The sequence below is a fragment of the Corallococcus sp. Z5C101001 genome (assembly GCF_007352635.1).
Taxonomy (GTDB): domain Bacteria; phylum Myxococcota; class Myxococcia; order Myxococcales; family Myxococcaceae; genus Corallococcus; species Corallococcus silvisoli.
Window position 1 is genome coordinate 176,775 of sequence record NZ_VKLU01000010.1, and the last position, 21,401, is coordinate 198,175.

Annotated in this window: 19 protein-coding genes; 14 read left to right on the plus strand and 5 right to left on the minus strand. The window is 71.1% G+C overall.

What is annotated here, in order from left to right; translation table 11 throughout:
* Positions 1-28 precede the first annotated feature (28 nt).
* The 4 genes from FOF48_RS23110 to FOF48_RS23125 all read left to right on the plus strand — a co-directional run bounded on the left by FOF48_RS23110 (position 29) and on the right by FOF48_RS23125 (position 2,671).
* Positions 29-580: a hypothetical protein gene (locus FOF48_RS23110; RefSeq protein WP_143904936.1), complete on the plus strand. Its 552-nt coding sequence runs from the start codon at positions 29-31 to the stop codon at positions 578-580.
* A gap of 129 nt (positions 581-709) precedes the next feature.
* Complete coding sequence (locus FOF48_RS23115) at positions 710-1,096, plus strand: hypothetical protein (RefSeq protein ID WP_143904937.1); 387 nt, start codon at positions 710-712, stop codon at positions 1,094-1,096.
* 83 nt (positions 1,097-1,179) lie between these two features.
* Complete coding sequence (locus tag FOF48_RS23120; protein ID WP_143904938.1) at positions 1,180-2,130, plus strand: hypothetical protein; 951 nt, start codon at positions 1,180-1,182, stop codon at positions 2,128-2,130.
* A 145-nt stretch (positions 2,131-2,275) separates the two neighbouring features.
* On the plus strand, positions 2,276-2,671 hold the full coding sequence (locus FOF48_RS23125; protein ID WP_143904939.1) for a LysM peptidoglycan-binding domain-containing protein: 396 nt from the start codon (positions 2,276-2,278) through the stop codon (positions 2,669-2,671).
* Between the two features lie 86 nt (positions 2,672-2,757).
* Here the strand turns inward: FOF48_RS23125 and FOF48_RS23130 are convergent, their stop codons facing one another.
* On the minus strand, positions 2,758-4,317 hold the full coding sequence (locus FOF48_RS23130; protein WP_143904940.1) for a ChaN family lipoprotein: 1,560 nt from the start codon (positions 4,315-4,317) through the stop codon (positions 2,758-2,760).
* A 112-nt stretch (positions 4,318-4,429) separates the two neighbouring features.
* Here FOF48_RS23130 and FOF48_RS23135 point away from each other — a divergent pair, with 112 nt between their 5' ends.
* The gene (locus tag FOF48_RS23135; RefSeq protein ID WP_143904941.1) at positions 4,430-7,669 is read left to right on the plus strand and encodes a TonB-dependent siderophore receptor; all 3,240 of its coding nucleotides are present in this window, start codon (positions 4,430-4,432) and stop codon (positions 7,667-7,669) included.
* Positions 7,669-8,499, plus strand: coding sequence for a 5'-nucleotidase C-terminal domain-containing protein (locus FOF48_RS23140; protein WP_143904942.1), 831 nt, complete (start codon positions 7,669-7,671; stop codon positions 8,497-8,499). Before FOF48_RS23135 ends, FOF48_RS23140 begins: the two co-directional genes overlap by 1 nt.
* A 44-nt stretch (positions 8,500-8,543) precedes the next feature.
* On the opposite strand, the gene FOF48_RS23145 is transcribed toward FOF48_RS23140, so the two are convergent.
* Both FOF48_RS23145 and FOF48_RS23150 read right to left on the minus strand, forming a co-directional pair.
* Positions 8,544-8,825: a TIGR04563 family protein gene (locus FOF48_RS23145; RefSeq protein ID WP_143904943.1), complete on the minus strand. Its 282-nt coding sequence runs from the start codon at positions 8,823-8,825 to the stop codon at positions 8,544-8,546.
* A gap of 7 nt (positions 8,826-8,832) precedes the next feature.
* A complete protein-coding gene (locus FOF48_RS23150; RefSeq protein ID WP_143904944.1) occupies positions 8,833-9,042 on the minus strand; it encodes a TIGR04563 family protein in 210 nt (69 codons plus the stop codon).
* Between the two features lie 469 nt (positions 9,043-9,511).
* On the opposite strand from FOF48_RS23150, the gene tilS reads away from it, so the two are divergent.
* From tilS to tsaE, 8 genes are all read left to right on the plus strand, one after another.
* On the plus strand, positions 9,512-10,885 hold the full coding sequence (gene tilS, locus FOF48_RS23155) for a tRNA lysidine(34) synthetase TilS (RefSeq protein ID WP_143904945.1): 1,374 nt from the start codon (positions 9,512-9,514) through the stop codon (positions 10,883-10,885).
* Between the two features lie 181 nt (positions 10,886-11,066).
* Positions 11,067-12,983: an ATP-dependent zinc metalloprotease FtsH gene (gene ftsH, locus FOF48_RS23160; protein WP_143904946.1), complete on the plus strand. Its 1,917-nt coding sequence runs from the start codon at positions 11,067-11,069 to the stop codon at positions 12,981-12,983.
* 179 nt (positions 12,984-13,162) lie between these two features.
* The gene (gene folP / locus FOF48_RS23165; RefSeq protein WP_143904947.1) at positions 13,163-14,386 is read left to right on the plus strand and encodes a dihydropteroate synthase; all 1,224 of its coding nucleotides are present in this window, start codon (positions 13,163-13,165) and stop codon (positions 14,384-14,386) included.
* A gap of 165 nt (positions 14,387-14,551) precedes the next feature.
* A complete protein-coding gene (gene glmM / locus FOF48_RS23170; protein ID WP_143904948.1) occupies positions 14,552-15,946 on the plus strand; it encodes a phosphoglucosamine mutase in 1,395 nt (464 codons plus the stop codon).
* Positions 15,947-16,046: 100 nt separating this feature from the next.
* Positions 16,047-16,772, plus strand: coding sequence for a pyridoxine 5'-phosphate synthase (locus tag FOF48_RS23175; protein WP_143904949.1), 726 nt, complete (start codon positions 16,047-16,049; stop codon positions 16,770-16,772).
* A 6-nt stretch (positions 16,773-16,778) separates the two neighbouring features.
* Complete coding sequence (locus tag FOF48_RS23180; protein WP_143904950.1) at positions 16,779-17,153, plus strand: holo-ACP synthase; 375 nt, start codon at positions 16,779-16,781, stop codon at positions 17,151-17,153.
* A gap of 15 nt (positions 17,154-17,168) precedes the next feature.
* The gene (locus FOF48_RS23185; RefSeq protein WP_143904951.1) at positions 17,169-18,701 is read left to right on the plus strand and encodes an NAD(P)H-hydrate dehydratase; all 1,533 of its coding nucleotides are present in this window, start codon (positions 17,169-17,171) and stop codon (positions 18,699-18,701) included.
* Positions 18,698-19,177 carry a tRNA (adenosine(37)-N6)-threonylcarbamoyltransferase complex ATPase subunit type 1 TsaE gene (gene tsaE / locus FOF48_RS23190; RefSeq protein WP_143904952.1) on the plus strand — a complete coding sequence of 160 codons (480 nt, stop codon included), beginning with the start codon at positions 18,698-18,700 and terminating at the stop codon, positions 19,175-19,177. Before FOF48_RS23185 ends, tsaE begins: the two co-directional genes overlap by 4 nt.
* Positions 19,178-19,189: 12 nt before the next feature.
* Here tsaE and FOF48_RS23195 read toward each other — a convergent pair whose 3' ends face one another.
* Positions 19,190-20,047, minus strand: a complete 858-nt coding sequence (locus tag FOF48_RS23195) for a class II glutamine amidotransferase (RefSeq protein ID WP_143904953.1) — start codon at positions 20,045-20,047, stop codon at positions 19,190-19,192.
* A gap of 87 nt (positions 20,048-20,134) precedes the next feature.
* Entirely contained in the window at positions 20,135-21,400 is a 1,266-nt protein-coding gene (hutI, locus tag FOF48_RS23200; RefSeq protein ID WP_143904954.1) for an imidazolonepropionase, read from the minus strand.
* Position 21,401 lies beyond the last annotated feature (1 nt).

Below are 21,401 nucleotides of genomic sequence, written 5' to 3' on the forward strand. Positions count from 1 at the left end.
GGACATCCCCCCTTTGTAGGAGTCATCCATGAATCGGTTCCTGCGTATTTCGGCGGTGTTGCTGGCGGGCGTGTCGATGTTGGGCCTGGGCTGTGAAGGCGCGGGTTCGCGCGATCCGCTGAATGCCCTCGAGGCGGGCGCTCAGGTCGCGGTGGCGCCGGAGCTGGCGGAGGTGAAGCAGCGCGCGGTGGGCGACACGGTGCTGCGTTGCACGGAGCCTCGGGACGGCAGCTACCTGGAGGTCGTCCAGACGGCGACGGGGTACGAGGCGGCCACGGTGCGCGAGGCGTATGACCCCTGGGACTGTCGCTGCACGTACGAGCAGCGCGTGGTGCTGGGGCAGTACACGCAGTGCAACCGGTCCACGGTGGATCCGCGCATCCTGAACTGCTTCCGCATCGAGCCGAACGGCACGACGGGCAAGGTGGTGCTGTCCACCACGCGCGTGCAGCGCACGCAGATGGTCATCGGCGGCACGCAGACGGTGTCGTACACGGACCTGAGCATCGCGGCCATCAACCAGGACCCGGGCCACACGCCGCGCCAGGACTTCAACTACAGCATGGATGACTGCGAGTAGGCCGCTCGGCGTCCGGAGCGGGATTTAACCTTCGGGGGGCTCCGGGGTTTCGAGTGTCAGAGGGCGACGGGAGCAGGCCCGCATGGCTGCTTCCAGCGCGCTTTTGACCCGAACCTGGAGTCCACCACCATGTCGCTGAAGTCCATTCTTCGCGGTACCGCCGTCGCCTCGTTGCTGTTCGCCGTGCCCGTGTTCGCCCAGACCGCCCCGACGACGCAGTCCGCGCCTAAGCAGGCGGGCCAGTGCGAGCGAGGGCCGGGGGGCAGGCACGGGGGCCACAAGTTCGGCCGCATGGAGCACCGGCTGGACAAGCAGGTGGCGGAGGGCCGCCTGACGCAGGCCCAGGCGGATGGCTTCAAGGCCGAGGCGCGCCAGCTGCACGAGGAGATGAAGGCCGCGCGCGCCTCCAGCAACGGGCAGGTGGATGAAGCCACCCGCGCGCAGTTCAAGGAGCGCCGCCGCGCGCTGCACGAGAAGATCAAGGCCGCGCTGGCGCCCACGCAGCAGGGCGCCTGAGGTCCCGCCGTGAACGGGGGACGTGACGGGAGGGCCCTGGCCAGCACAGACTGGGTGGGCCCCTTCGTCCCGTGGGAGTCCCCATGCTTCGCAGTCTCCTTGTCGCCGTCGTGGCCCTGATCGCAGGCTGCCGTGCGCACTCCGGCGCGACGCAAGGGCCGGTGACGCAGGCCCCGGCGTCGGCTCCGGACGTGGACGTGGACGCGCCGCCGGTGGTGCTGGTGGCGGATGCGGAGCTGCAGCGAGTGCAGAAGCGCGCGCGCTACATCGTCGAGTCCGAGCAGGGCGCGATCCGCGCCACGGACCTGCTGCTCACGCGCCCGGACCTGGACCGCACGCGGATGAACTGGTTCTTCACCGTGCCGCGCGGCAACGCCTGGTACTCCGTGTTCGGCCGGTTCAACCCCCAGGACGTGTTCGTCCCGGCGTATGCGTACCGCGCGCCCATCGAGTTCTCCGGTGAGATGGAGGACTTCCCCGTCGAATCCCTCCCCGAGGGCATGGAGGCCCTGGCTCGCGCCGTGAGCACCGCCTGTGAGCGCGTCTTCCAGGTGCACGGCCGCAAGCAGCTCAACCCCGTCGTGGTGGAGGAGGACGACGGCATCACCGTGTATGTGCTCCAGGGCTTCGACGACTCGAACCTGTACCTGCTGGGCGGCGACTTCCGCTTCCGCTTCAGCAAGGACGGCCGCCAGAAGCTCCAGGAGCTGCCGCTTCACCAGGGCCTCATCCCCGTGTCCGTCGCGCCGGACCCGGACGGGGAGCGGCCACCGTTCTCCGCGCACGCCCACGTGCTCTTCCCGGGACCGCTGGAGACGGAGCTCGCGCTGGTGATGCTCTATCCGTCCCTGGGCGGCTTGTTCGTGGGCGCGGCCGACCAGGACTGCGTCTACGCGTTGTCGACCGACGGCACCATCCGCGCCGTGCGCTTGAGCCGCGAAGAGGTCCTGCGTGAGCTGCGTCCGGACGGCACCTTCGCTCCGCCCGAGGCCCTGAAGTCCGAGACGGAGGAGGGCTCGGACGTGGTGCTGTGAACAGCTCCTGACGCCGCACTGTTGAGCTTCCACCAGCCCTGTCGCCCGCGCCCGTCAGGCCCCCCGGGCCCCGGGCCTAGAGTTCGCGGCCTCACGGGGGCTGCCAGTCGCGACCGCATGTCCCCCGTGTCCCCAGGAGGACGCGATGGCCTTGCAGAGCGACTACCAGGACGTGCTGGACGTGGCGAAGAACGTGGGCGCGCGGATCGAGACCCGCGAGGAGAACGGCAAGCTCATCATCAAGGGCTCGGTCGAACACGCCTTCGACCGCGATCGCATGTGGGATCAGATCAAGGCGAAGCACCCGAAGTGGAACGACGAGGTCATGGTCATGCTCACCGTGACCCATGCCGAGCCCTACGGCGTGCACACCGTGAAGTCCGGCGACACGCTCAGCAAGCTGGCCCGTGACATCTACGGTGACATGAAGCTGTACACGAAGATTTTCGAGGCCAACAAGGACCAGCTCAAGGACCCGGACCACATCAAGGTGGGCCAGGTGCTCAAGCTGCCGCCCAAGACGATCGTCAACAAGGCCTGAGTCGCGCCGTGCTCCCGCCGCCGGCGGTCGTGCTGCTCGTGGACCGTCGGCGTTGCCGGGGAGTGCTCCCCGGCGGAGGGGGTGGATCAGACGCCGCGAAGGCGTGCGGCCCAGGCGAGGTACGCGGCCCGGGGATCGTCGAGCGGGTCGCGGAAGAGGGCGCGGATGTCGGCGGTGTCCACCTGTCCGGCGTCGAAGGCCCGGTAGAGGCTGTCGCCCAGCAGGTAGCCGAGCGCGTGGCTGACGCCGTGAAAGAGGCGGTCGCGGCGCAGGGGCAGGAGCTTCACGGCCTCGTCGGGGGCCTCGGACTCCGTGGCCTTGTGGGCGAGGACGAAGGCGGCGGTCTGCCGCTCCAGGCCCCTGGACTCACCGAACCGCTTCGCCCACTCCGCGACCGTGGGGCAGGTGCGGCGCGGGTTGACCAGCTTGGAGCCGAAGAAGCCCAGGGCCTCTTCCAGGCAGCGTGCGTAGAAGGCCTCGGACGCGCCGCGGGGGGCGTCCATGGCGTCGCCCACGGCGCAGTGGCGCACGAAGTGGGCGGCTTCTTCCGCGGCGTGGTTGAGCGACAGCGACGCAAGCCAGGCCGTGCGCGCGCGCGGGATGTAGCCGCTCTCACGCGACAGGATGTGCTTGCGCAGCTGGGACAGCTCCGCCTGGGTGAAGCGGCCGCGCCGGCGGATGCGCGCGAGCACGTCTCCGTCCGCGGCCGTGGTCACTTCGACGGAGTCCAGCTCGCGGCCCACGGGCACGCCGGCGAGCCGGCCGATGAGCTCCGCCATCTCGCGGAAGCGCTCCGCGGCGCTGCGGTCCAGGAGGGGCGCGTCGTCGCCTTCGGCCTCCAGGTAGTCCAGGAAGCTCTGCTGACAGAGGACGGGCGAGGCGTTCATCAGGCACAGCGCGCCGTCCGCCAGCTCCACGGCCTCCGCGTCGCCCAGCCGGCCCTCTCGCGCGAGCCGCCACCAGAGGCCCTCCGCGTTCTGGTACACGACGAGGCTCCGGCGCGGGTGGGCGTCACCCAGGGCGCGCTCCACCTGCGCGGGCAGGTGACAGGGGGCGGCGTGGAACTGGCCGACCAGCACCATCACCAGCGGGACGTCCTCCGCTCGGGCCACGCGGGCGATGCGTTCGGCGGCGAAGGCGTCGCGCAGCGCGAGCGAGCGCTCTCCCTGGGCCCGACGGTCGATGGCGGCGACCTCGAGCTTGAGGCGCTTCGCGAAGCTCAGCACGGCGCGGATGCCGGCGCCGGGACCGAAGCCCGGGGTAGGGCCATGGCCCAGGCGTGACAGGAGCGTGCGCTCCGGCATGCGCCCCGCGAGGTACGCGTCCAGGGCCGCCTGGTGCCGGCCCTCCACGCACTCGAGCGCCAGCACGACGCGGCGTCCGGAGGCGAGGGCGCGCTCGGCGAGGTCCAGGTACGTCTGCTGCGCGAGGGGCAGCGTGTGATAGTCACCGACGTAGACGAGGTCCGACGCCGCGATGCGCTGGTGCACGTGGGTCAGGGGCACCACGCGCTGATAGGCGCTCGTGCGCCGGCGGTAGCGGGCCTCGTAGGCGCGGAAGGCTTCGGTGCGGCCTTCGACCACCCGGGCAATCTGGGCGCGTTGGCGACGGAAGAGGGCGAGGTGAAGGGCAAGCGACGCGCGCATGGAGCGGGAGGCACCGTCGCATGCGCTCGCAGGGCCGGCAAAAAATCAGCGGGAAGCGAACGGGTGTGTTGCTTGACTCGCATGGCCCTGCAACGGACCATCGCTGTCAATCTTGCGGACCGCACTTCCTCGCACGCTCATCCTCTGCGCCGTGGTGTTCGTCGCGGCCTCCGTTCACGCGCAGGAGCCTGCGCTGCTGCACGCGTCACCGCCGCGCGCGGACGTTCGCCAGCCCCTCCAACTGGACGCGACGCTGGTGGATGGCGGCAAGGTGCTGGAGGTCTTCGTCCGCTACCGAGGTCCCGGAGAGCCGTACATCCAGGTCGTGATGGAGCGGCAGTACGGGGACCTGTACCGCGCCGTCATTCCGGCCGAGCACATGGTGCCGCCCGGCGTGGAGTACTTCGTCGAGGCCTCGATGTTGAATGGCGAGCGCACGCCGCTCTTCATGTCCGCGCTCCGGCCCGCGCGGGTCGTCGTTGGAGCGCAGGCCCCGGAGCCACCGGCGGTTCGCGCCTCGTCGGGTGGGCGCAGGGGGACCGGCGAGGATTCGCGGTCCGCGCCCAACATCGATGCCTTCTCGCCGCCCTCGGGAGGGTCGGAGAACAGCGAGGGGGCCTCAGGGCCACGAGGCGCCCAGGCCCCGGTGTCCACGGGGATGTCCGGTGCGCGGGGCGGATCACGCGCGGACGCCGCGGATGTCCGCGCCGCGCCCCGCCAGGATGCGTCCGACCCACGCGCCTCAAGCCGCACGGAGGGCATGGACCCCCGTTCTCCTGGCGGTCCGGACTCGCGTTCCTCGACGCGCACGGAAGCGACCGACCCGCGGTCCACGACCCGCGCGGGAACCACTGACGCGCGGACGTCAAGCGGCGCGGAGGGAGGGGACGCCCGCTCCACGGCGCGCACGGAGGCTTCCGACCCGCGCGCCCCGGCCCGCACGAGCGGCGCGGATCCACGCTCCCCGCCCCGCCCGGAGGCAGCCGACGCGCGCGCCCCGGCACGCACGAGCAGCACGGATGCACGTTCCCCGGCACGCCCGGAGGCCACTGATTCGCGTACCCCGGCCCGTACGGCCGGCGCGGATGCGCGGTCTTCCTCTCGAGGCTCCCGCGCATCGGACTCGGACGACGCGATGGCCGCGCTCAACGCGGACCTTCCTCCGGACACCCGGAGTGGCACAGCCCGTGCGCCTGCCTCCTCCCGCGAACCCGCTGCCTCTGGCCGCACGTCGATGGAGGACGACCTGGCGCTCTACAGCGCCGAGGACGTGCTCGCGGTGACGACACTCCAGGAGGAAGCCGTCCGCACCGTGCCGGCCATCGGTGCCTCCTTCAATCGCTCGCAGATGCGCGCGCTCGGCGCCCGCACGGTGGCGGACGTGCTGGACGTCGTGCCGGGCGTGTCCGTGAGCCGCGACGTGCAGGGCTTCCACCGCACCGCCATCCGGGGCCTGCGCAACGACGCGGAGGTGCTCTTCCTCTTGGACGGCCACCGCCTCAACAACTTCTTCGACGGCAAGGCGCTGATGAACCTCCCGGTGGAGAACCTGGAGCGCATCGAGGTCATCCGCGGGCCCGGCTCCGCCATCTACGGCGCCGGCGCCTTCCAGGGCGTCGTCAACCTGGTGATGAACCACGCCGACGGCGTGCGCGGTGCCATCACCACCGGCGGCGTCCCTCGCGATGATGGCCGGCTCGCGCTCTCCACCGACGGCCACCTGGCCGCCGCGCATACCTCGGGCGATCTGCGCCTCTTCGCGGACCTGGACCTGTGGACCCAGGAAGGTGACTCGCTCATCATCGACCACGACGCGCTCGACGCCGAAGCCGTGGACCAGGGCCTGCGTGACGTGGATGACCCCGCGGGCCGCACGAGCGACGGCCGCTTCCTCGTCAATGCCGGCGCGGGCGTGTCCTACGGCCTGGACAGCGCCGGACGCGTGGGGGTCAGCGCGCGCTACCTCGCGGAGAAGCGCGATGCCCTCGTGGGGCTGTTCGACACCGTGGGCAATGACTCGGCGCTGTCCTGGAACGTGCTCCTCGCCGACCTCACCTGGGACCGGCCCTTGTCCGACGGAGGGCAGGTGCGGGCCCGGCTTGGCTTCGATCAGCAGTCCACCGACCGCCGCTTCCAGCTCACGCCCAGGGGCTTCCGGACCGGCGAGGGCGCGGATCGCTTGTTCCCGCAGGGCCTCCAGGAGGAGACGAGCGTCACCGTGCGCACGGTGACGGCCTCCGTGGACGCGGACCTCGCGCTCGCGAAGGAGAACCACCTCACCCTCGGCTTCGTCGCCGAACAGCAGTCCCTGGCCAGCTACGACTACACGACGAACTACACGCTCGACGGCCGCCTGCGCCCCAGCCCCGCCGCGCCCGAGGGCCTCGTGGACCTGACCCAGCTCGCCGATGGCGCGGCCTCCCGCCGCCTCAACCTGGGCGTGTCCGCGCAGGACCAGTGGACCCTGCTCTCCGCGCTCACGCTCACCTTCGGCCTGCGCGTGGACGCCACCCAGCTGCCCGACGTGAACGACCAGGGCGTGCTCGACGGCCGCAAGACGGTGGTGCGCGTCAACCCGCGCGTGGGCCTGGTCATCGCCGCGACGGACGCGCTCGTGCTCAAGGCCCTCTACGGCCGCGCCTTCCGCCCGCCCACGCCCCAGGAGCTGGTCGAGCGCATCCCCGACACCGACTACAACCAGGGCCGCTTCGAGGGAAACCCGCTCCTGCAGCCCACCACCGTGGACACCTTCGAGCTGGGCGCGGACCTGGTCCAGGCCGCTGGCGACACCCGCGTGCGCGTGCGCGCCAACGCGTTCCTCCAGAACTTCGCGTCGCCCATCACGCCGGTGGACACCAGCGGCAACATCGTCCCGCTGCGCAACCGCGAGCTGGGCGTGCGCGTGTACGGCGTGGAGGCCGAGGCCCGCCTGGAAGCGTCGAAGCGCGCCGCCGCGTGGGTCAACGCCAGCCTGTCGCGCGCGCAGGACCTGGAGCTGCCGGACCAGGCCCGGCTGCTCACCGACGTGCCCCAGGCGCGCTTCAACGCGGGCGTGTCCATGCCCCTGGGGGACTGGGTGAACCTGGACGTGGTGGTGCGCTCCGGCGCCGAGCGCCGCAACAACAGCCGCTCCACGCTGGAGCTCATCCGCCGCTACAAGATTCCCGCCTACAGCCTCATCACCGCGCAGCTGCGCACCGAACCCATCTGGGACCACTTCGAGGTGACGCTGTTCGCGCAGAACCTCTTCGACCACGACCTGCGCGACGACGTGCCCCGCCCCGACCGCATCACCGCGCTCCTGCCGCGCGAGGGCGTGTCCGGCTACCTCACGCTGAGGGCCTTCTACTGATGGACCGCCGCTTCCTCGCCGCCGCGCTCGCCGGGCTCACGCTGTTGCCCGGGTGCCTCGCCTACAACGATTCCTGCGCCCCCCTGGTGGACGACCCCGACGCCGTCGTCGGCTACCTGGGCGAGGAGGTCCTCCTGGACAAGGCGTTCACCCGCCACGACAACAACGCGCTGGGACAGCTGGCCGCGGACGCCTTCCTCCACGCCGAGGACGGCGCCGCGAAGCCCACCGAGCTGGGCATCATCAACGGCGGCTCGCTGCGCGACGAGGGCCTGTGCGTCACCCGCACGTCGCTGCGCCCGGGGGCGCTCACCGACGGCGTCCTCCACGAGGTCATCCTCTTCGAGAACCTCGTCGTGACCGTGGACCTCACGGAGAAGCAGCTCGTGGCCCTGTTCGAACACGCCGTGGAGACGCTGGCCGTGGAAGGGCAGGCCATCGTGTCGCCGTCCGGCGCCTTCCTCCACGTGTCCGACGGCACCACGCTGCGGGTGGACTGCGCGCGGCCCGCGGGTCAGCGCGTGAAGGAGCTGCGCGTGAAGGGCCGCGCCGTGTCCCTGCCCGCGCGTGACGACGCGTCCATCCGCTACCGCGTGGCGATGTCCACGTTCTTGCTGAAGGGGGGCGACGGCTACGGTGGCATCCTGGGCAACGCGGGACAGGACCCCGACAGGAACCCGGTGCAGGCGCGAAAGCTGGGCGGCACCGACGCGAACATCACGGCGGCGTACATGAAGAGCACCTACCCCAGCCCGGTCCAGGCGCTGAAGGAAGCCCCGCGCGTCATCTTCGACAACTGTGCCCGGCCCTCCCGGCCCGCGCCGCGCTGACTCCACGCGGGTGCGGACTTCCGGGGCCGGGGGCGGAAGGGCCCTTACGTCTTGGAGGGCTCGTCCGAGGAGGCCGGGGCGCTGGCCACCACCGCCGCGGGAGCGGCAGCGGCGGCAGACGCCACGGGGGCCGCCGGCCGTGGCGGCAGGGGGCCCAACACGTCGTTGACCGAGGGCATCCGACGGATGTCGGTGCGGGCGACCTTCCACGCCTGCTGGACGATCCACGACAGGGAACGGTCCTGCCGCGTCGCCTCGCGCTGGATCTCTTCCAGCATGTCCTCGGGAAAATAGAGTGACTGCTTGCGATGATCCGTGGTGGCCATTGCCTGACTACGGCCTTTCTTCGCGCGGGTCCTGGCGCTCATCGCCAGTGACGTCGTTCACCGCGGGGAACGACTTGATGCGGTCGCGAGCGATCTTCCAGGCCTGCTGCACCACCCACGAGAGCGAACGGTCCTGCCGGTTCGCCTCCTCCTGGATCTCCTTCAGCATCTCCTCGGGGAAGTACAGCGACTGCTTGCGCTTGTCGGTGCCTGCCATACCTGGGTCTCCGGGGCGGATTCGAGGTGACGACCTGAACACACCGGAGCGGTTATCCGACAGACTCCCTGAAGGGTCAACGGTTTCGGAGCACTCGTTCGTGCGCACGCGGGCTGAACGCTCCGCTTCCGACATTGCATGGCGCGGACGTGCGGTGTGCCGGTGAAAAAGAGCGTGGCGCGCGAAAAAAGCAAACGCCCCGGCCTCCACGAGGGAAGCCGGGGCGTTTCGGAAAGAGGGACCGCCAGGAGCGAATCTCCAAGCGGCCCCGTGGGCCCAGAGGGGGAGGGGGGGGACCCCTAGGCCCAACGTCATGAAGTCCAGAACGTCCAGCCAACAACCGTGAGGCGCCGTTCTATTTCCGCCCCGCGTCCATCCGTTGTGGGGATCATGGAATCCATCCCCACGCCTTCCTGCCACCGCGACTCTGTAACCCGGCCTCCCGCTCCTCCATTCCACCGCAGTCGCCATGCCCCGCGCGTCCCCTGAACTTCCCCCGCTGCCCGCCGCGCTCGCCCGCTCCTATGCGGAGCACGGCCTCGCCTCGCGCTCGGTGCTGCTGGCCGTCTCCGGAGGCGCGGACTCCACCGCGCTCCTCGTGGGCACCGCCCGCGTCCGCGACACCCTGAAGATGCGCGTGGAGGTGGCGACGGTGCACCATGGCCTCCGGGAGGAGGCCGCGGACGAGGTGGCGTGCGTCACCGGACTGGCCGCACGCCTGGGCCTGCGCTGCCATGTCCGCAGGCTCGCGCTGTCGCCCGGGGCGGGCGTGGAGGCCCGCGCCCGCGAGGCACGCTACGCGACCCTGGAGGTCCTGCGCCTGGAGCGCGGGCTGGACGCGGTGGCGACCGGCCACACGCTCGAGGACCAGGCGGAGACGCTGCTGATGCGCCTGGCCCGAGGGACAGCCCTCCGGGGCGCCCGGGGCGTCCACGCTCGCGCGCCCACGCTCCTCCGGCCGCTGCTGACGTGCTCGCGCGCGGACGTGCTCGCCTTCCTGGCCACCGAGGGGGTCGGGTTCGTGAGCGATCCAATGAACGCGGACCCGTCCTTCTTCCGCACCCGCGTGCGCCAGGACGTGCTGCCCGCGCTCCACCGGGCCGCGGGCTTCAGCACCGTGGCGCACCTGGCCACCTTCGCGCGCCTCGCCGCCGAGGACGAGGCGCTCCTCGCCAGCTGGGCGGACGCGTCCTGGGAGCGGCTGGCGCTGCCAGGGGGCGGGCTGGACGCCGTGGGGCTGCGCGCCCTGGAGCCGCCGCTGCTTCGCCGCGTGCTCGCCCGGCTGCTGGGAGGAGCGGGCGTGCGGGTGGACCACGCCACGCTGGAGCGCTGTGGTGAGGCGGTGCGCGGAGGGGGTGTCGCGACGCTGAGCGGCGGCTTCCTGCTCAGGGCCACCGGTGGGCGGGTGCGCTGCGTGCCGCCCGGGGCGCGAGCGGCTCCTGAGGCGCTGGAGCTCTCCGGGCCGGGCGCGGAGGGGACCTTCGGCGCCTGGCGCTTCCAGGTGGCGGAAGGTTCCGCGCCCCCGGGTGTGTTGGCCCTGGGATTGGATGGGGAAACGGCCTGGCCGCTCACGGTGCGCTCCCGGAAGCCGGGGGACCGCATCCGGACGCGCTCGGGGCACCGCAAGGTGCAGGACGTGCTGGTGGACGCCCGCGTCCCCACGGAGGCACGGGAGGGGCAACCGGTGGTGGTGGACGCGCGCGGGGAGCCGCTGTGGCTTCCGGGCGTTCCGCCGCGCTTCGCCGGACCGGGGCTGGAGTCACGTCCAGACGCGGTGGCTTCCCGACAGACGCTGTGGGCCGTCCCTCTGGCCGCAAGCGAACCGAAGACCCCTCCGTTATAGAGTCGATGCTTCAAAACGGGGGATGGTCGCGGACCCCTAAATAGTTGAGGGCTTTTTACTGTTGCTGATACGGTCCGTCGCTGGCCTGCATACGGGCGGGCGCCGGGCACATGACGAACCTCGCCGGGGATTCTCCTGGCACGGCCCTCATCCCGCCGAGTACCGAAAGGGCAGCTGAAACGTGCGTTCGACCTACAAGACCATCGGGCTCTGGGTCATCCTGATCGTCCTCTTCGTCGCCTTCTACAATTTCTTCTCGCAAGGCAACGAGCAGGTGCAGGAACCGACCTTCACCCAGCTACTGACCAAGGTGGAGGAGAAGAAGGTCCGGGCCGTCTCCGTCAAGGGCAACACCTACTCCGGCACGTTCAGCGATTCGAACGACAAGTTCCGGACGACGGGGCCCGCGCCGGATGTGGCGGTGCTCAACCAGCTCCGCGCCAGCGGCGTGGACGTGAAGTACGAGCGCGAGGAGCAGAACAGCCTCTGGCTGACCATCCTCGGGCAGTGGATGCCGGTCGTCTTCCTGTTCCTGTTCTTCATCTTCTTCATGCGCCAGCTCCAGGGCGGCAGCGGCAAGGCGATGACGTTCGGGAAGTCGAAGGCGAAGCTCCTCAGCGAAAGTCACAACAAGGTCACGTTCGCGGACGTGGCGGGTGTGGACGAGTGCAAGGAGGAGCTGGAGGAGATCGTCGCCTTCCTCAAGGACCCCAAGAAGTTCACCAAGCTGGGCGGCCGCATCCCCAAGGGCGTCCTGATGATGGGGCCTCCGGGCACGGGCAAGACGCTGCTCGCCCGCGCGGTGGCCGGTGAAGCGGGCGTCCCGTTCTTCTCCATCTCCGGCTCGGACTTCGTGGAGATGTTCGTGGGCGTCGGCGCCAGCCGCGTGCGCGACCTGTTCGAGCAGGGCAAGAAGAACGCCCCCTGCATCATCTTCATCGACGAGATCGACGCCGTGGGCCGTCACCGTGGCGCGGGCCTGGGCGGCGGTCACGACGAGCGCGAGCAGACGCTCAACCAGCTGCTGGTGGAGATGGACGGCTTCGAGTCCAACGACGGCGTCATCCTCATCGCCGCCACCAACCGTCCGGACGTGCTGGACCCGGCGCTCCAGCGCCCGGGCCGCTTCGACCGCCGCATCATCGTTCCCCGTCCGGACCTCAAGGGCCGCCTGGGCGTGCTGAAGGTGCACACCCGCCGCGTGCCGTTGGCCCCGGAGGTGGAACTGGAGGTCATCGCCCGCGGGACGCCGGGCATGACGGGCGCGGACCTGGAGAACCTGGTCAACGAGTCGGCCCTGATGGCCGCGCGCCAGAACAAGGAGCGCGTGGACCTGGCGGACTTCGAGCAGGCGAAGGACAAGGTCTTCATGGGGCCAGAGCGCCGGTCCATGATCATGACCGACAAGGAGAAGCGGAACACGGCCGTCCACGAGGCCGGCCACGCGCTCCTCGCCAAGCTGCTGCCCGGGTGCGACCCCCTGCACAAGGTCACCATCATCCCGCGCGGTCAGGCCCTGGGCGTCACCTGGAGCCTGCCCACCGAGGACAAGGTGAACGGCTACCGCAAGCAGATCCTCGACCAGATCACCATGGCCATGGGTGGCCGCATCGCCGAAGAGCTCATGTTCAACGAGATGAGCAGCGGCGCGGCGAACGACATCGAGCGGGCGACCGAGACGGCGCGCGCCATGGTGTGCCGCTGGGGCATGAGCGAGAAGATGGGCCCGCTGGCGTTCGGCAAGAGCGACGGTGAGGTCTTCCTGGGCCGCGACTTCAACGCGTCCAAGGACTACTCCGAGGACACCGCCCGTCAGATCGACGCGGAGGTCCGCAGCATCGTCGTGGGCTGCTACACGCACGGCAAGCAGCTGCTCACGGACAAGCTGGACGTGCTCCAGCGCGTGTCCGACGCGCTGGTGGAGTACGAGACGCTCGACGCCGAGGACGTGAACATCATCCTCCAGGGTGGCCAGCTCACCCGCGAGCGTCCGGCGCCGCGCATCAGCTCCACGCCGAAGCCGACGGAGAAGAAGGACAAGCGGAAGATCCTCGACGCGCTCGAGGGGCTGCCCAACATGGAGCCGAAGAAGGCCTGAGCGCCCTCCGGTTCTCCCTGAAGTGACGAAGGCCCTTTCCGCTCAAGCGGGGAGGGCCTTTTTCATGGGGGGCCGGCGCCGCTGGCGTCGCCCGCCGGTGCGCAAGCCATCTTCCCTGGACCCGGAGAAGCGGCGACACTGACCGCTCGCCGCCCTCACGCTCTGAAGGGGTCCTGACCGTGCTGCGCGCCCGCCTCATCGCCCGTGATCGTCCCGACGACCTGTCCCTCGTCCTCCGCCGCCTGAACCTGTCTCCCCGCAACCGCGAGCACCTGACGCGCGAGCTGGGCCATGCGCACGTGCTCGTCACCGGGGGCCGGCCCTCCTATGAGGAGGAGCTGGTGCCGCCGCATGGCTCCAAGGAGCGGGAGAAGCTGCCCACCTGGACCGCGGGGCTCCACCGCGACCATCCCGGCGAGGTGCTCCTGTCCGGCAGCCGCCAGCAGTTCGACCGGCTCATCTCGCTGGCCCGCAAGTCCCCTCGGACGGACGGCCTGGCGCGCGCCCTGGAGGAGGTGCTCTCGCCCGCGCCCCTGCCGGCGCTGACGCTGAGCGGCCGTCGCTTCGAGTGGGGCACGCGCACGTACCTCATGGGCGTGGTGAACGTGACGCCCGACAGCTTCTCCGACGGGGGGCAGTTCCTGGACGCGGCCCGCGCGGTGGAGCACGGGCTCAAGCTGGTGGACGCCGGCGCGGACATCCTCGACGTGGGGGGCGAGTCCACCCGGCCGGGCTCCCTCCCGGTGTCCGTGGAGGAGGAGACCGCGCGCGTCCTCCAGGTGGTGGAGGGGCTGCGGGCCCGCTCCACCGTGCCCATCTCCGTGGACACGATGAAGGCCCCGGTGGCCCAGGCGGCGCTGAAGGCCGGAGCGCACCTCATCAACGACGTCACCGGCTTCCACTTCGACCCGGCGCTGGCCGGGGTGGTGGCCGCCGCGGGCGCCGCCTGTTGCCTGATGCACACCCAGGGGATGCCCCGGACGATGCAGCAGACGCCCCACTACGAGGACGTGGTGGGCGAGGTGATGGACTACCTGGAGGAGGGGATGTTCCAGGCCACCGAGGCGGGCATCCCGCGCGAGCGCATCCTCCTGGACCCGGGCATCGGGTTTGGCAAGACGCTGGAGCACAACCTCTTCCTGCTGCGGCGGCTGGAGGAGCTGCGCGGGCTGGGACAGGCGCTGCTCGTGGGCACCAGCCGCAAGTCGTTCCTGGGGACGCTGACGGGGGGCAAGGGCCCCACCGAACGGCTGGCGGCCACGCTGGGGTCCGTGGCGGCGATGGCGGTGATGGGGGGCGCGGACGTCGTCCGGGTGCACGACGTGGCGGAGGCGCGCGACGCGCTGGCGGTGGCGGAGGCCATCCGTTGGGCCCGGGGTGGCGGGGACCTGTACGGCGGCTGACGCGCGCAAGCTCGGATGTCCGGGAGGCTCCAGGCGCGCCCGCACGGGTGCTTGCCTGGGGGGCACCGCATCCCTAGCTTCGGGCCCACGTGCCGGACGGGGTATAAGCCCTCGGACGTGAGTGGCCGGAGCCCTTCCGGCAATGGGAAAGGTGGAGCGGCACACATGGCGTACAGGATGGACATGCCCCCCAAGGAAGCACCGAAGACGGAGCGGCTGTTCGGCACGGACGGCGTCCGCGGCGTCGCCAACGTCTATCCGATGACGGCCGAGGTCGCGATGAAGCTCGGACGGGCGCTCGCGTACCTCATCCGCAACGGCCCGCACCGCCACCGCGTCATCGTGGGCAAGGACACGCGGCTGTCCGGCTACATGCTGGAGCAGGCCCTGTCCGCCGGCCTCATCTCCATGGGCGTCGACGTGGAGCAGGTGGGCCCGCTGCCCACGCCCGGCATCTCCAACCTCACCACGTCCATGCGCGCGGACGCGGGCGCCGTGATTTCGGCGTCCCACAACCCGTACCAGGACAACGGCATCAAGTTCTTCTGGCGCGACGGCTTCAAGCTGCCGGATGAGACGGAGGCCAAGATCGAGGAGCTGGTCTCCAGCGGTGAGATCGACAACATCCGCCCCACGGCCACCAAGATTGGCCGCGCCATCCGCCTGGAGGACGCGCGGGGCCGCTACATCGTCTACCTGAAGGCCACCTTCCCCCGCGAGCTGACGCTGGAGGGGATGACCATCGTGGTGGACTGCGCCAACGGCGCGGCGTACCGCACGGCGCCGTCGGTGCTGGAGGAGCTGGGCGCGAAGGTCATCGCGCTGGGCGTGTCCCCGGACGGCAAGAACATCAACCACAAGTGCGGCGCGCTCCACCCGGAGGGCCTGGCCAAGGCGGTGGTGAAGCACGGCGCCCACCTGGGCATCGCGCTGGACGGCGACGCGGACCGCCTCATCGTCGTGGACGAGAAGGGCAGCGTCGTGGACGGCGATGCCATCATGGCCATCTGCACGGGTGAGCTGGTCGCGCGCAAGGAGCTGAAGAAGAAGACGCTCGTCGCCACGGTGATGAGCAACATCGGCCTGGAGCGCGCGGTGTCGCAGTGGGGCGTGAAGGTGGCCCGCACGCGCGTGGGCGACCGGCACGTCGTGGACGAGATGCGCCGCAATGGCTACAGCCTGGGCGGCGAGCAGAGCGGCCACCTCATCTTCCTGAACCACACCACCACCGGCGATGGGACGCTCGCGGCGCTCCAGCTGCTGGCCGTGATGTGCCGCCAGCAGAAGCCCCTGAGCGAGCTGGCCTCCATCTTCCAGCCGGTGCCCCAGACGCTGCTCAACGTCGTGGTGAAGCACAAGCGCGAGCTGGGCGAGCTGCCCACGGTGATGAAGGCCATCAAGAACGTGGAGCAGAAGCTGGGCAACGCCGGCCGGGTGCTGGTGCGCTTCTCCGGGACCGAGCCCAAGGCCCGCGTCCTGATTGAGGGCGAGGACGCGACGCGCAACGAGGCGTACGCCCGGGAGATCGTCGAGGCGCTCTCCAAGGCGCTCAACGGGTAGCGACAGCGGTTGACTTCCGGACGCCGGCCACGAATAGAGGGGCCGGCGCGGGCCCGGGCCCCGGACAATCCCGCACCGCGCCAGCGCAAGGAGCGGGACGATGGGACAGCGACTGGGTGTCAACGTGGATCACGTGGCGACGCTGCGGCAGGCGCGGCGCACCGTGTATCCGGATCCGGTGACGGCCGCGGCGATGGCGGAGCTGGCCGGCGCCCGGCAGATCACCATCCACCTGCGCGAGGACCGGCGCCACATCCAGGACCGGGACCTGCGCATCCTCCGCGACACGGTGCAGACGCTCCTCAACCTGGAGATGGCCGCCACCGCGGAGATGGTGAAGATCGCCTACGAGTACAAGCCGGACGTGGTGACGCTGGTCCCGGAGCGCCGCGAGGAGCTCACCACCGAGGGCGGCCTGGAGGTGGCGGGCCAGCGCGAGTCCATCGCGAAGATCATCAAGAACCTCAAGGACGGGGAGATCGCCGTCTCGCTGTTCATCGACCCAGACCTGGACCAGGTGCGCGCGTCCCACAAGGTGAACGCGGACCGGGTGGAGCTGCACACGGGCCGCTACTGCGAGGCGCGCAACGAGAAGGAGCGCGCGCGGGAGCTGGCGCGCATCGTGGACGCGGCCAAGGCGAGCGCGAAGCTGGGCATGGGCGTGGCGGCCGGCCACGGGCTCAACTACGACAACGTGCAGGCCATCGCGCGCATCCAGGAGATCGACGAGCTCAACATCGGTCACGCCATCGTGGCGCGGGCCGTGCTGGTGGGCTTCGAGCGCGCGGTGCGCGAGATGCTGGAACTGATGCGCGACCCGGGGTAGCCCGCCATGTCCATCGTCGGCCTGGGGTTGGATCTCTGCTCCATCGAACGCATCCAGCGCATCCTCGCCGGACCGCGCGCGGAGGCGTTCCTCGCGCGCGTTTACACCGACGGCGAGCGGGCCTACTGCGCCCCGCGGCATGACGCGGCCAGCGCGTACGCGGCGCGGTTCGCGGCGAAGGAGGCGCTGGTGAAGGCCCTGGGCGTGCCTCCGGGCGTGAAGTGGCGGGACATGGAGGTCGTGCGCGAGGGCGGTCCGCCGCGCTTCGTGCTCTCCGGCGTGGCCCGTGAAGTGATGGAAGCGCGGGGGTGGGAGGCGATGCTCGCGCTCACCCATGATGCCGGCGTGGCAGCGGCCACGGTGGTGCTCCAGACGAAGTAGGGGAGGTTGGAAGCCATGCAGCGCGTGCTCACCGCCGTCCAGATGCGTGAAGCCGAAGCGGCCGCCCAGGACCGCCACGGGATGCCGTCCGGGTTGTTGATGGAGAACGCGGGCCGCGCGCTCGCGGAGGCCGCCCGGAGCGTGGCGGGGCCGGGAGGGCGCTTCACGGTGCTCTGCGGGCCGGGCAACAACGGCGGGGACGGGCTCGTCGCCGCGCGCTTCCTGCTGGAGGGCGGCGGGCGCGTGGTGGTGTCGCTGGTGGGCGACAGCGCGAAGCTCACGCCCGAGGCGAAGCGCAACCTCCAGGCGCTGGAGGGCTTCGGTGAGTCTCCCCGGGCCTTCGAGGCCCTGCCGGAGGCGGGCCCAGGCGACGTGGTGGTGGATGCCCTCTTCGGCACCGGCCTGAAGCGCGCGCCGGAAGGGGCCTTCGCGGACGCCATCGCCACCGTGGCGCGGTGGCGGCGCGCCGGGGCGAAGGTGGTGGCGGCGGACGTGCCGTCAGGCCTCCAGAGCGACACCGCGGAGCCCTTCCCCACGTGCGTGGAGGCGGACGTCACGGTGGCCTTCGGCTTCGTGAAGCCCGCGCATGAGCTGGAGCCGGGCGCGTCGCTGTGCGGCGACGTGCGGCGCGTGGACATCGGCCTGGGCGGCGAGTCCTCGCGCGCGGTGTCCGGCCCGGAGCTGTTCCGCGTGGAGGAGAAGGACGCGCGCGAGGCGCTGCCGAAGCGCCGCGCGGATTCGCACAAGGGCACCTACGGCCACGTGCTGGTGGTCGCGGGCAGCCCGGGCAAGACGGGCGCCGCGGCGATGGTGGCCCTGGCGGCGCTCCGCAGCGGCGCGGGGCTCGTCACCGTGGCCACGCGCGCGGAGGCGCTGCCGTGGGTGATGGCGCACTCGCCGGAGATCATGGGCATCCCGCTGCCTGGAGAGGGGCCGCTGGGCAAGGGCGACCTGGCGGCGCTCAAGGCCGCGCTGGAGGGCAAGGACGCGCTGGTGATGGGGCCCGGCATCCCCCGGGGCCCGGAGACGGGCGCGCTGATTGGCGACCTGCTGGCGTCGCTGGAGATGCCCGCGGTGCTGGACGCGGACGTGCTCAACGCGGTGGCGGAGGACCTCACGGTGCTGCGGCGGGCGAAGGGGCCCGTGCTGCTCACGCCCCACCCCGGGGAGATGGCCCGGCTGTGGGGGCGGACCACCAAGGACGTCCAGGCCCACCGCGTGGGCGTGGCCCTCAACATGGCCACGTCGCTCAACGTCACGGTGGTCCTCAAGGGCTCGCGCACGCTCATCGCGGAGGCCAGCGGCCGCGTGTTCATCAACCCCACCGGCAACGCGGGCATGGCCACGGGCGGCACCGGGGATGTGCTGTCGGGCGTGTGCGGCGCGCTGCTCGCGCAGGGCATCCCGCTGCCGAAGGCCGCGTGGACGGCCGTGTACGCGCATGGGCTGGCGGGGGACCTGGTGGCCCAGAAGCGCGGCTTGATGGGCCTCATCGCCACGGACCTCCACAAGGGCCTGGGCGAGGTCTGGGTGCGGTGGGGCCGATGAGCGGCGAGCCCACCCGTTCGCGGCGCCAGGTGTCCCCGTCCCCGGAGCAGACGCACCAGCTGGGCGTGAAGCTGGGGCGGCTGCTCCAGCCCGGGGACTTCGTGGGGCTCGTGGGCGAGCTGGGCGCCGGCAAGACGCACCTGGTGCGCGGCGTGGCGGAAGGGGCGGGCGTGGCGCGCTCCGAGGTCGCGAGCCCCACCTTCGCCATCGTGTACCCGTACGAGGGCCGCATCCCGCTGTACCACGCGGACCTGTACCGCCTGACGGACTACGACGAGCTGTACGCCACCGGCTTCCTGGACCTGGTGGGCGGCGACCACGCGATGCTGGTGGAGTGGTTGGACCGCATCCCCCAGGCCGCGCCGCGCGACTTCCTGCGCGTCACGCTCCGCCATGTGGGGGAGGACGCGCGGAGCCTCGACGTGGAGGCCTTCGGCGCGCGTCCGGCCGCGCTGCTCGACGCGTGGCTGGGCTGAAGAGGGCCCGCTTCAGGCCACGGAGGGCCGCGCGGGGAGCACGGCATCCGCCAGCGTCTGCACGCTCCAGCGGTGGAAGACGAGCCTGGAGTCCACGCCCACCACGTCCTCTTCCTCCACGGGCACCCAGTACGGCCCGCCGCACAGCGACTCGCTGGCGATGAGGAACTGCTGGAGCGGCACCCGCGTGCTCGGGGTGCGGAGCGCTTCGGGGCAGCCGCCCAGGCCGGAGGAGATGAAGAGGGTGCGGTTGCGGCGCGTGGCCACCATCGCCTCGCCGTCCGTGACCAGGAAGTTCATCGCGGAGCGCTCCTTCGGCTCACGGCTCCCCGGCACGTCCGTCAGCGCGGACACCAGCGTCATCGTCTCCGCGAGCGCCTGCGCCATCGCCTCCACGCTCACCACTCCGTCGAGCGGTCCTCGCGCCGAGAGCCGCGACAGGAACAGGTAGAAGCAGCGCTCGCTGTCCGTGGTGCCCTTGATGTTGCAGCGCAGCTCCGGGTGGATGAGCGCTTCCACGGCGGCCTTGTGCTTCGCGAACTCGCGCAGCGTGCCGTTGTGCACGAAGGACCAGCGGCCGAAATGGAACGGGTGGGAGTTGCGCAGCTCCACCGCCCCCACGCTCGCGAGCCGGATATGCGCCACCACCGTGCGCGCGGAGACCTGGCTCGACACCCGCTCGAAGTCAGGGTCGCTGTGCGCGGGACCCACGCCGTGCGCGACGAGGGGCGAGGACTCCGGACCGTACGTGGCGATGCCCCAACCGTCCTTGTGCTCACGCGACTGGATGAGGAGGGAATTCCTCTCCGTCACCAGGGCGGTATGGACAGCAGCGGGGACAGCGGATCTGAAACCAAATAATCGGCACATGGTGGCAGCTGATTTCTACAACGGCCGGCCCACGAGGGAAGTTCCACCTGCCCCCTCGGACGATGCCCGTTGTTCAGCGGCACCCACTCAGGGACAGACATTCATCCGCGCGCGAAACACCACCCGTCCACCCTTCACCACCACTCGCGCGTGACTGACCCCCAGATGATAAGGCAGATGCCGGTAACCGCGACACCCGAAGACAACCAGGTCGCCCGCATCACCCACGGCCAGTCGCCCCTGCTGTTGCAACCCCAAGCATTGTGCGGCCCCTCGCGTGGCGGCCCAGTAGGCCTCCGCGGCTGACAGGCCGTTCTCCAGGCAGGCGAGCCCGAGCACCAGCGCCAGGTTCTCCGTCATGGAAGAACCAGGGTTCACGTTTGAACCCAAAGCAATATTGACCCCTGCGTCGCGCAGCTTCCGGCCGGGCGCATAGGGGCGCATGCGCAGGAAGAGGGTGGAGGTGGGCACGAGCACGGCGGTGACGTTCGCGGCGGCGAGCGCGCGGATGCCCTCGTCCGTCACCTGCTCCAGGTGGTCCGCGCTGGCGGCGCCCACCTCCGCGGCGAGCGCGGAGGCTCCGCACGCGGTGAGCTGATCGGCGTGCAGGCGCGGGGTGAGGCCCAGCGCCTTGGCCGCGAGGAGCAGCCGGCGCGACTCCTCCACCGTGAAGGCGCTCTCCTCGGTGAAGACGTCGCAGAAGCGGGCCAGCCCCTCGCGGGCGACCGCGGGGAGGATCTCGTTGATGCAGAGGTCCAGGTAGTCGCCCCGGCGGCCCTGGTACTCCACGGGCACGGCGTGCGCGCACAGGAGCGTGGGCACCAGCTCCAGCGGGGACAGCGCCCCCAGGCGGCGCACGGCGCGCAGCATCTTGAGCTCGTCCTGGAGCGACAGGCCGTAGCCGCTCTTCACCTCGGCCGTCGTCACGCCCTGCGCGAGCAGCCGCTCCATGCGGGGCAGGGCGAGCCGGGCCAGCTCCTCCTCGCTCGCGGCGCGCGTGGCGCTCACGGTGTTGACGATGCCGCCGCCGGCCTTGGCGATCTCCAGGTACGTGGCGCCCTGGTTGCGCAGGTCGAACTCCGCGGAGCGTTCCCCCGCGAAGACCAGGTGCGTGTGCGGATCCACGAAGCCCGGGCCCACGAAGCCGCCCTCGGCGTCGATGATCTCCGTCGCGTCCGTGAGCGCGCCCCGGGGCAGCGCCGCCTCCGGGCCCACGAAGGCGACGCGGCCCGCGCGCAGGCCAAGGCCCGCGCCGGGGTGGGGGGTGAGGGCTTGCTCCGCGGGCTCGCGGTGGGTGCCCTCCACGGTGAGCACCTCGGAGGCGTTGCGCACCCACAGGTCCAGGGCTTCCATG

Coding starts and splice junctions, on each gene's coding strand:
- FOF48_RS23110 (WP_143904936.1), top strand. CDS start 29: ATGAATCGGTTCCTGCGTATTTCGGCGGTGTTGCTGGCGGGCGTGTCG.
- FOF48_RS23115 (WP_143904937.1), top strand. CDS start 710: ATGTCGCTGAAGTCCATTCTTCGCGGTACCGCCGTCGCCTCGTTGCTG.
- FOF48_RS23120 (WP_143904938.1), top strand. CDS start 1,180: ATGCTTCGCAGTCTCCTTGTCGCCGTCGTGGCCCTGATCGCAGGCTGC.
- FOF48_RS23125 (WP_143904939.1), top strand. CDS start 2,276: ATGGCCTTGCAGAGCGACTACCAGGACGTGCTGGACGTGGCGAAGAAC.
- FOF48_RS23130 (WP_143904940.1), bottom strand. CDS start 4,317: ATGCGCGCGTCGCTTGCCCTTCACCTCGCCCTCTTCCGTCGCCAACGC.
- FOF48_RS23140 (WP_143904942.1), top strand. CDS start 7,669: ATGGACCGCCGCTTCCTCGCCGCCGCGCTCGCCGGGCTCACGCTGTTG.
- FOF48_RS23145 (WP_143904943.1), bottom strand. CDS start 8,825: ATGGCCACCACGGATCATCGCAAGCAGTCACTCTATTTTCCCGAGGAC.
- FOF48_RS23150 (WP_143904944.1), bottom strand. CDS start 9,042: ATGGCAGGCACCGACAAGCGCAAGCAGTCGCTGTACTTCCCCGAGGAG.
- tilS (WP_143904945.1), top strand. CDS start 9,512: ATGCCCCGCGCGTCCCCTGAACTTCCCCCGCTGCCCGCCGCGCTCGCC.
- glmM (WP_143904948.1), top strand. CDS start 14,552: ATGGCGTACAGGATGGACATGCCCCCCAAGGAAGCACCGAAGACGGAG.
- FOF48_RS23175 (WP_143904949.1), top strand. CDS start 16,047: ATGGGACAGCGACTGGGTGTCAACGTGGATCACGTGGCGACGCTGCGG.
- FOF48_RS23180 (WP_143904950.1), top strand. CDS start 16,779: ATGTCCATCGTCGGCCTGGGGTTGGATCTCTGCTCCATCGAACGCATC.
- FOF48_RS23185 (WP_143904951.1), top strand. CDS start 17,169: ATGCAGCGCGTGCTCACCGCCGTCCAGATGCGTGAAGCCGAAGCGGCC.
- tsaE (WP_143904952.1), top strand. CDS start 18,698: ATGAGCGGCGAGCCCACCCGTTCGCGGCGCCAGGTGTCCCCGTCCCCG.
- FOF48_RS23195 (WP_143904953.1), bottom strand. CDS start 20,047: ATGTGCCGATTATTTGGTTTCAGATCCGCTGTCCCCGCTGCTGTCCAT.
- hutI (WP_143904954.1), bottom strand. CDS start 21,400: ATGGAAGCCCTGGACCTGTGGGTGCGCAACGCCTCCGAGGTGCTCACC.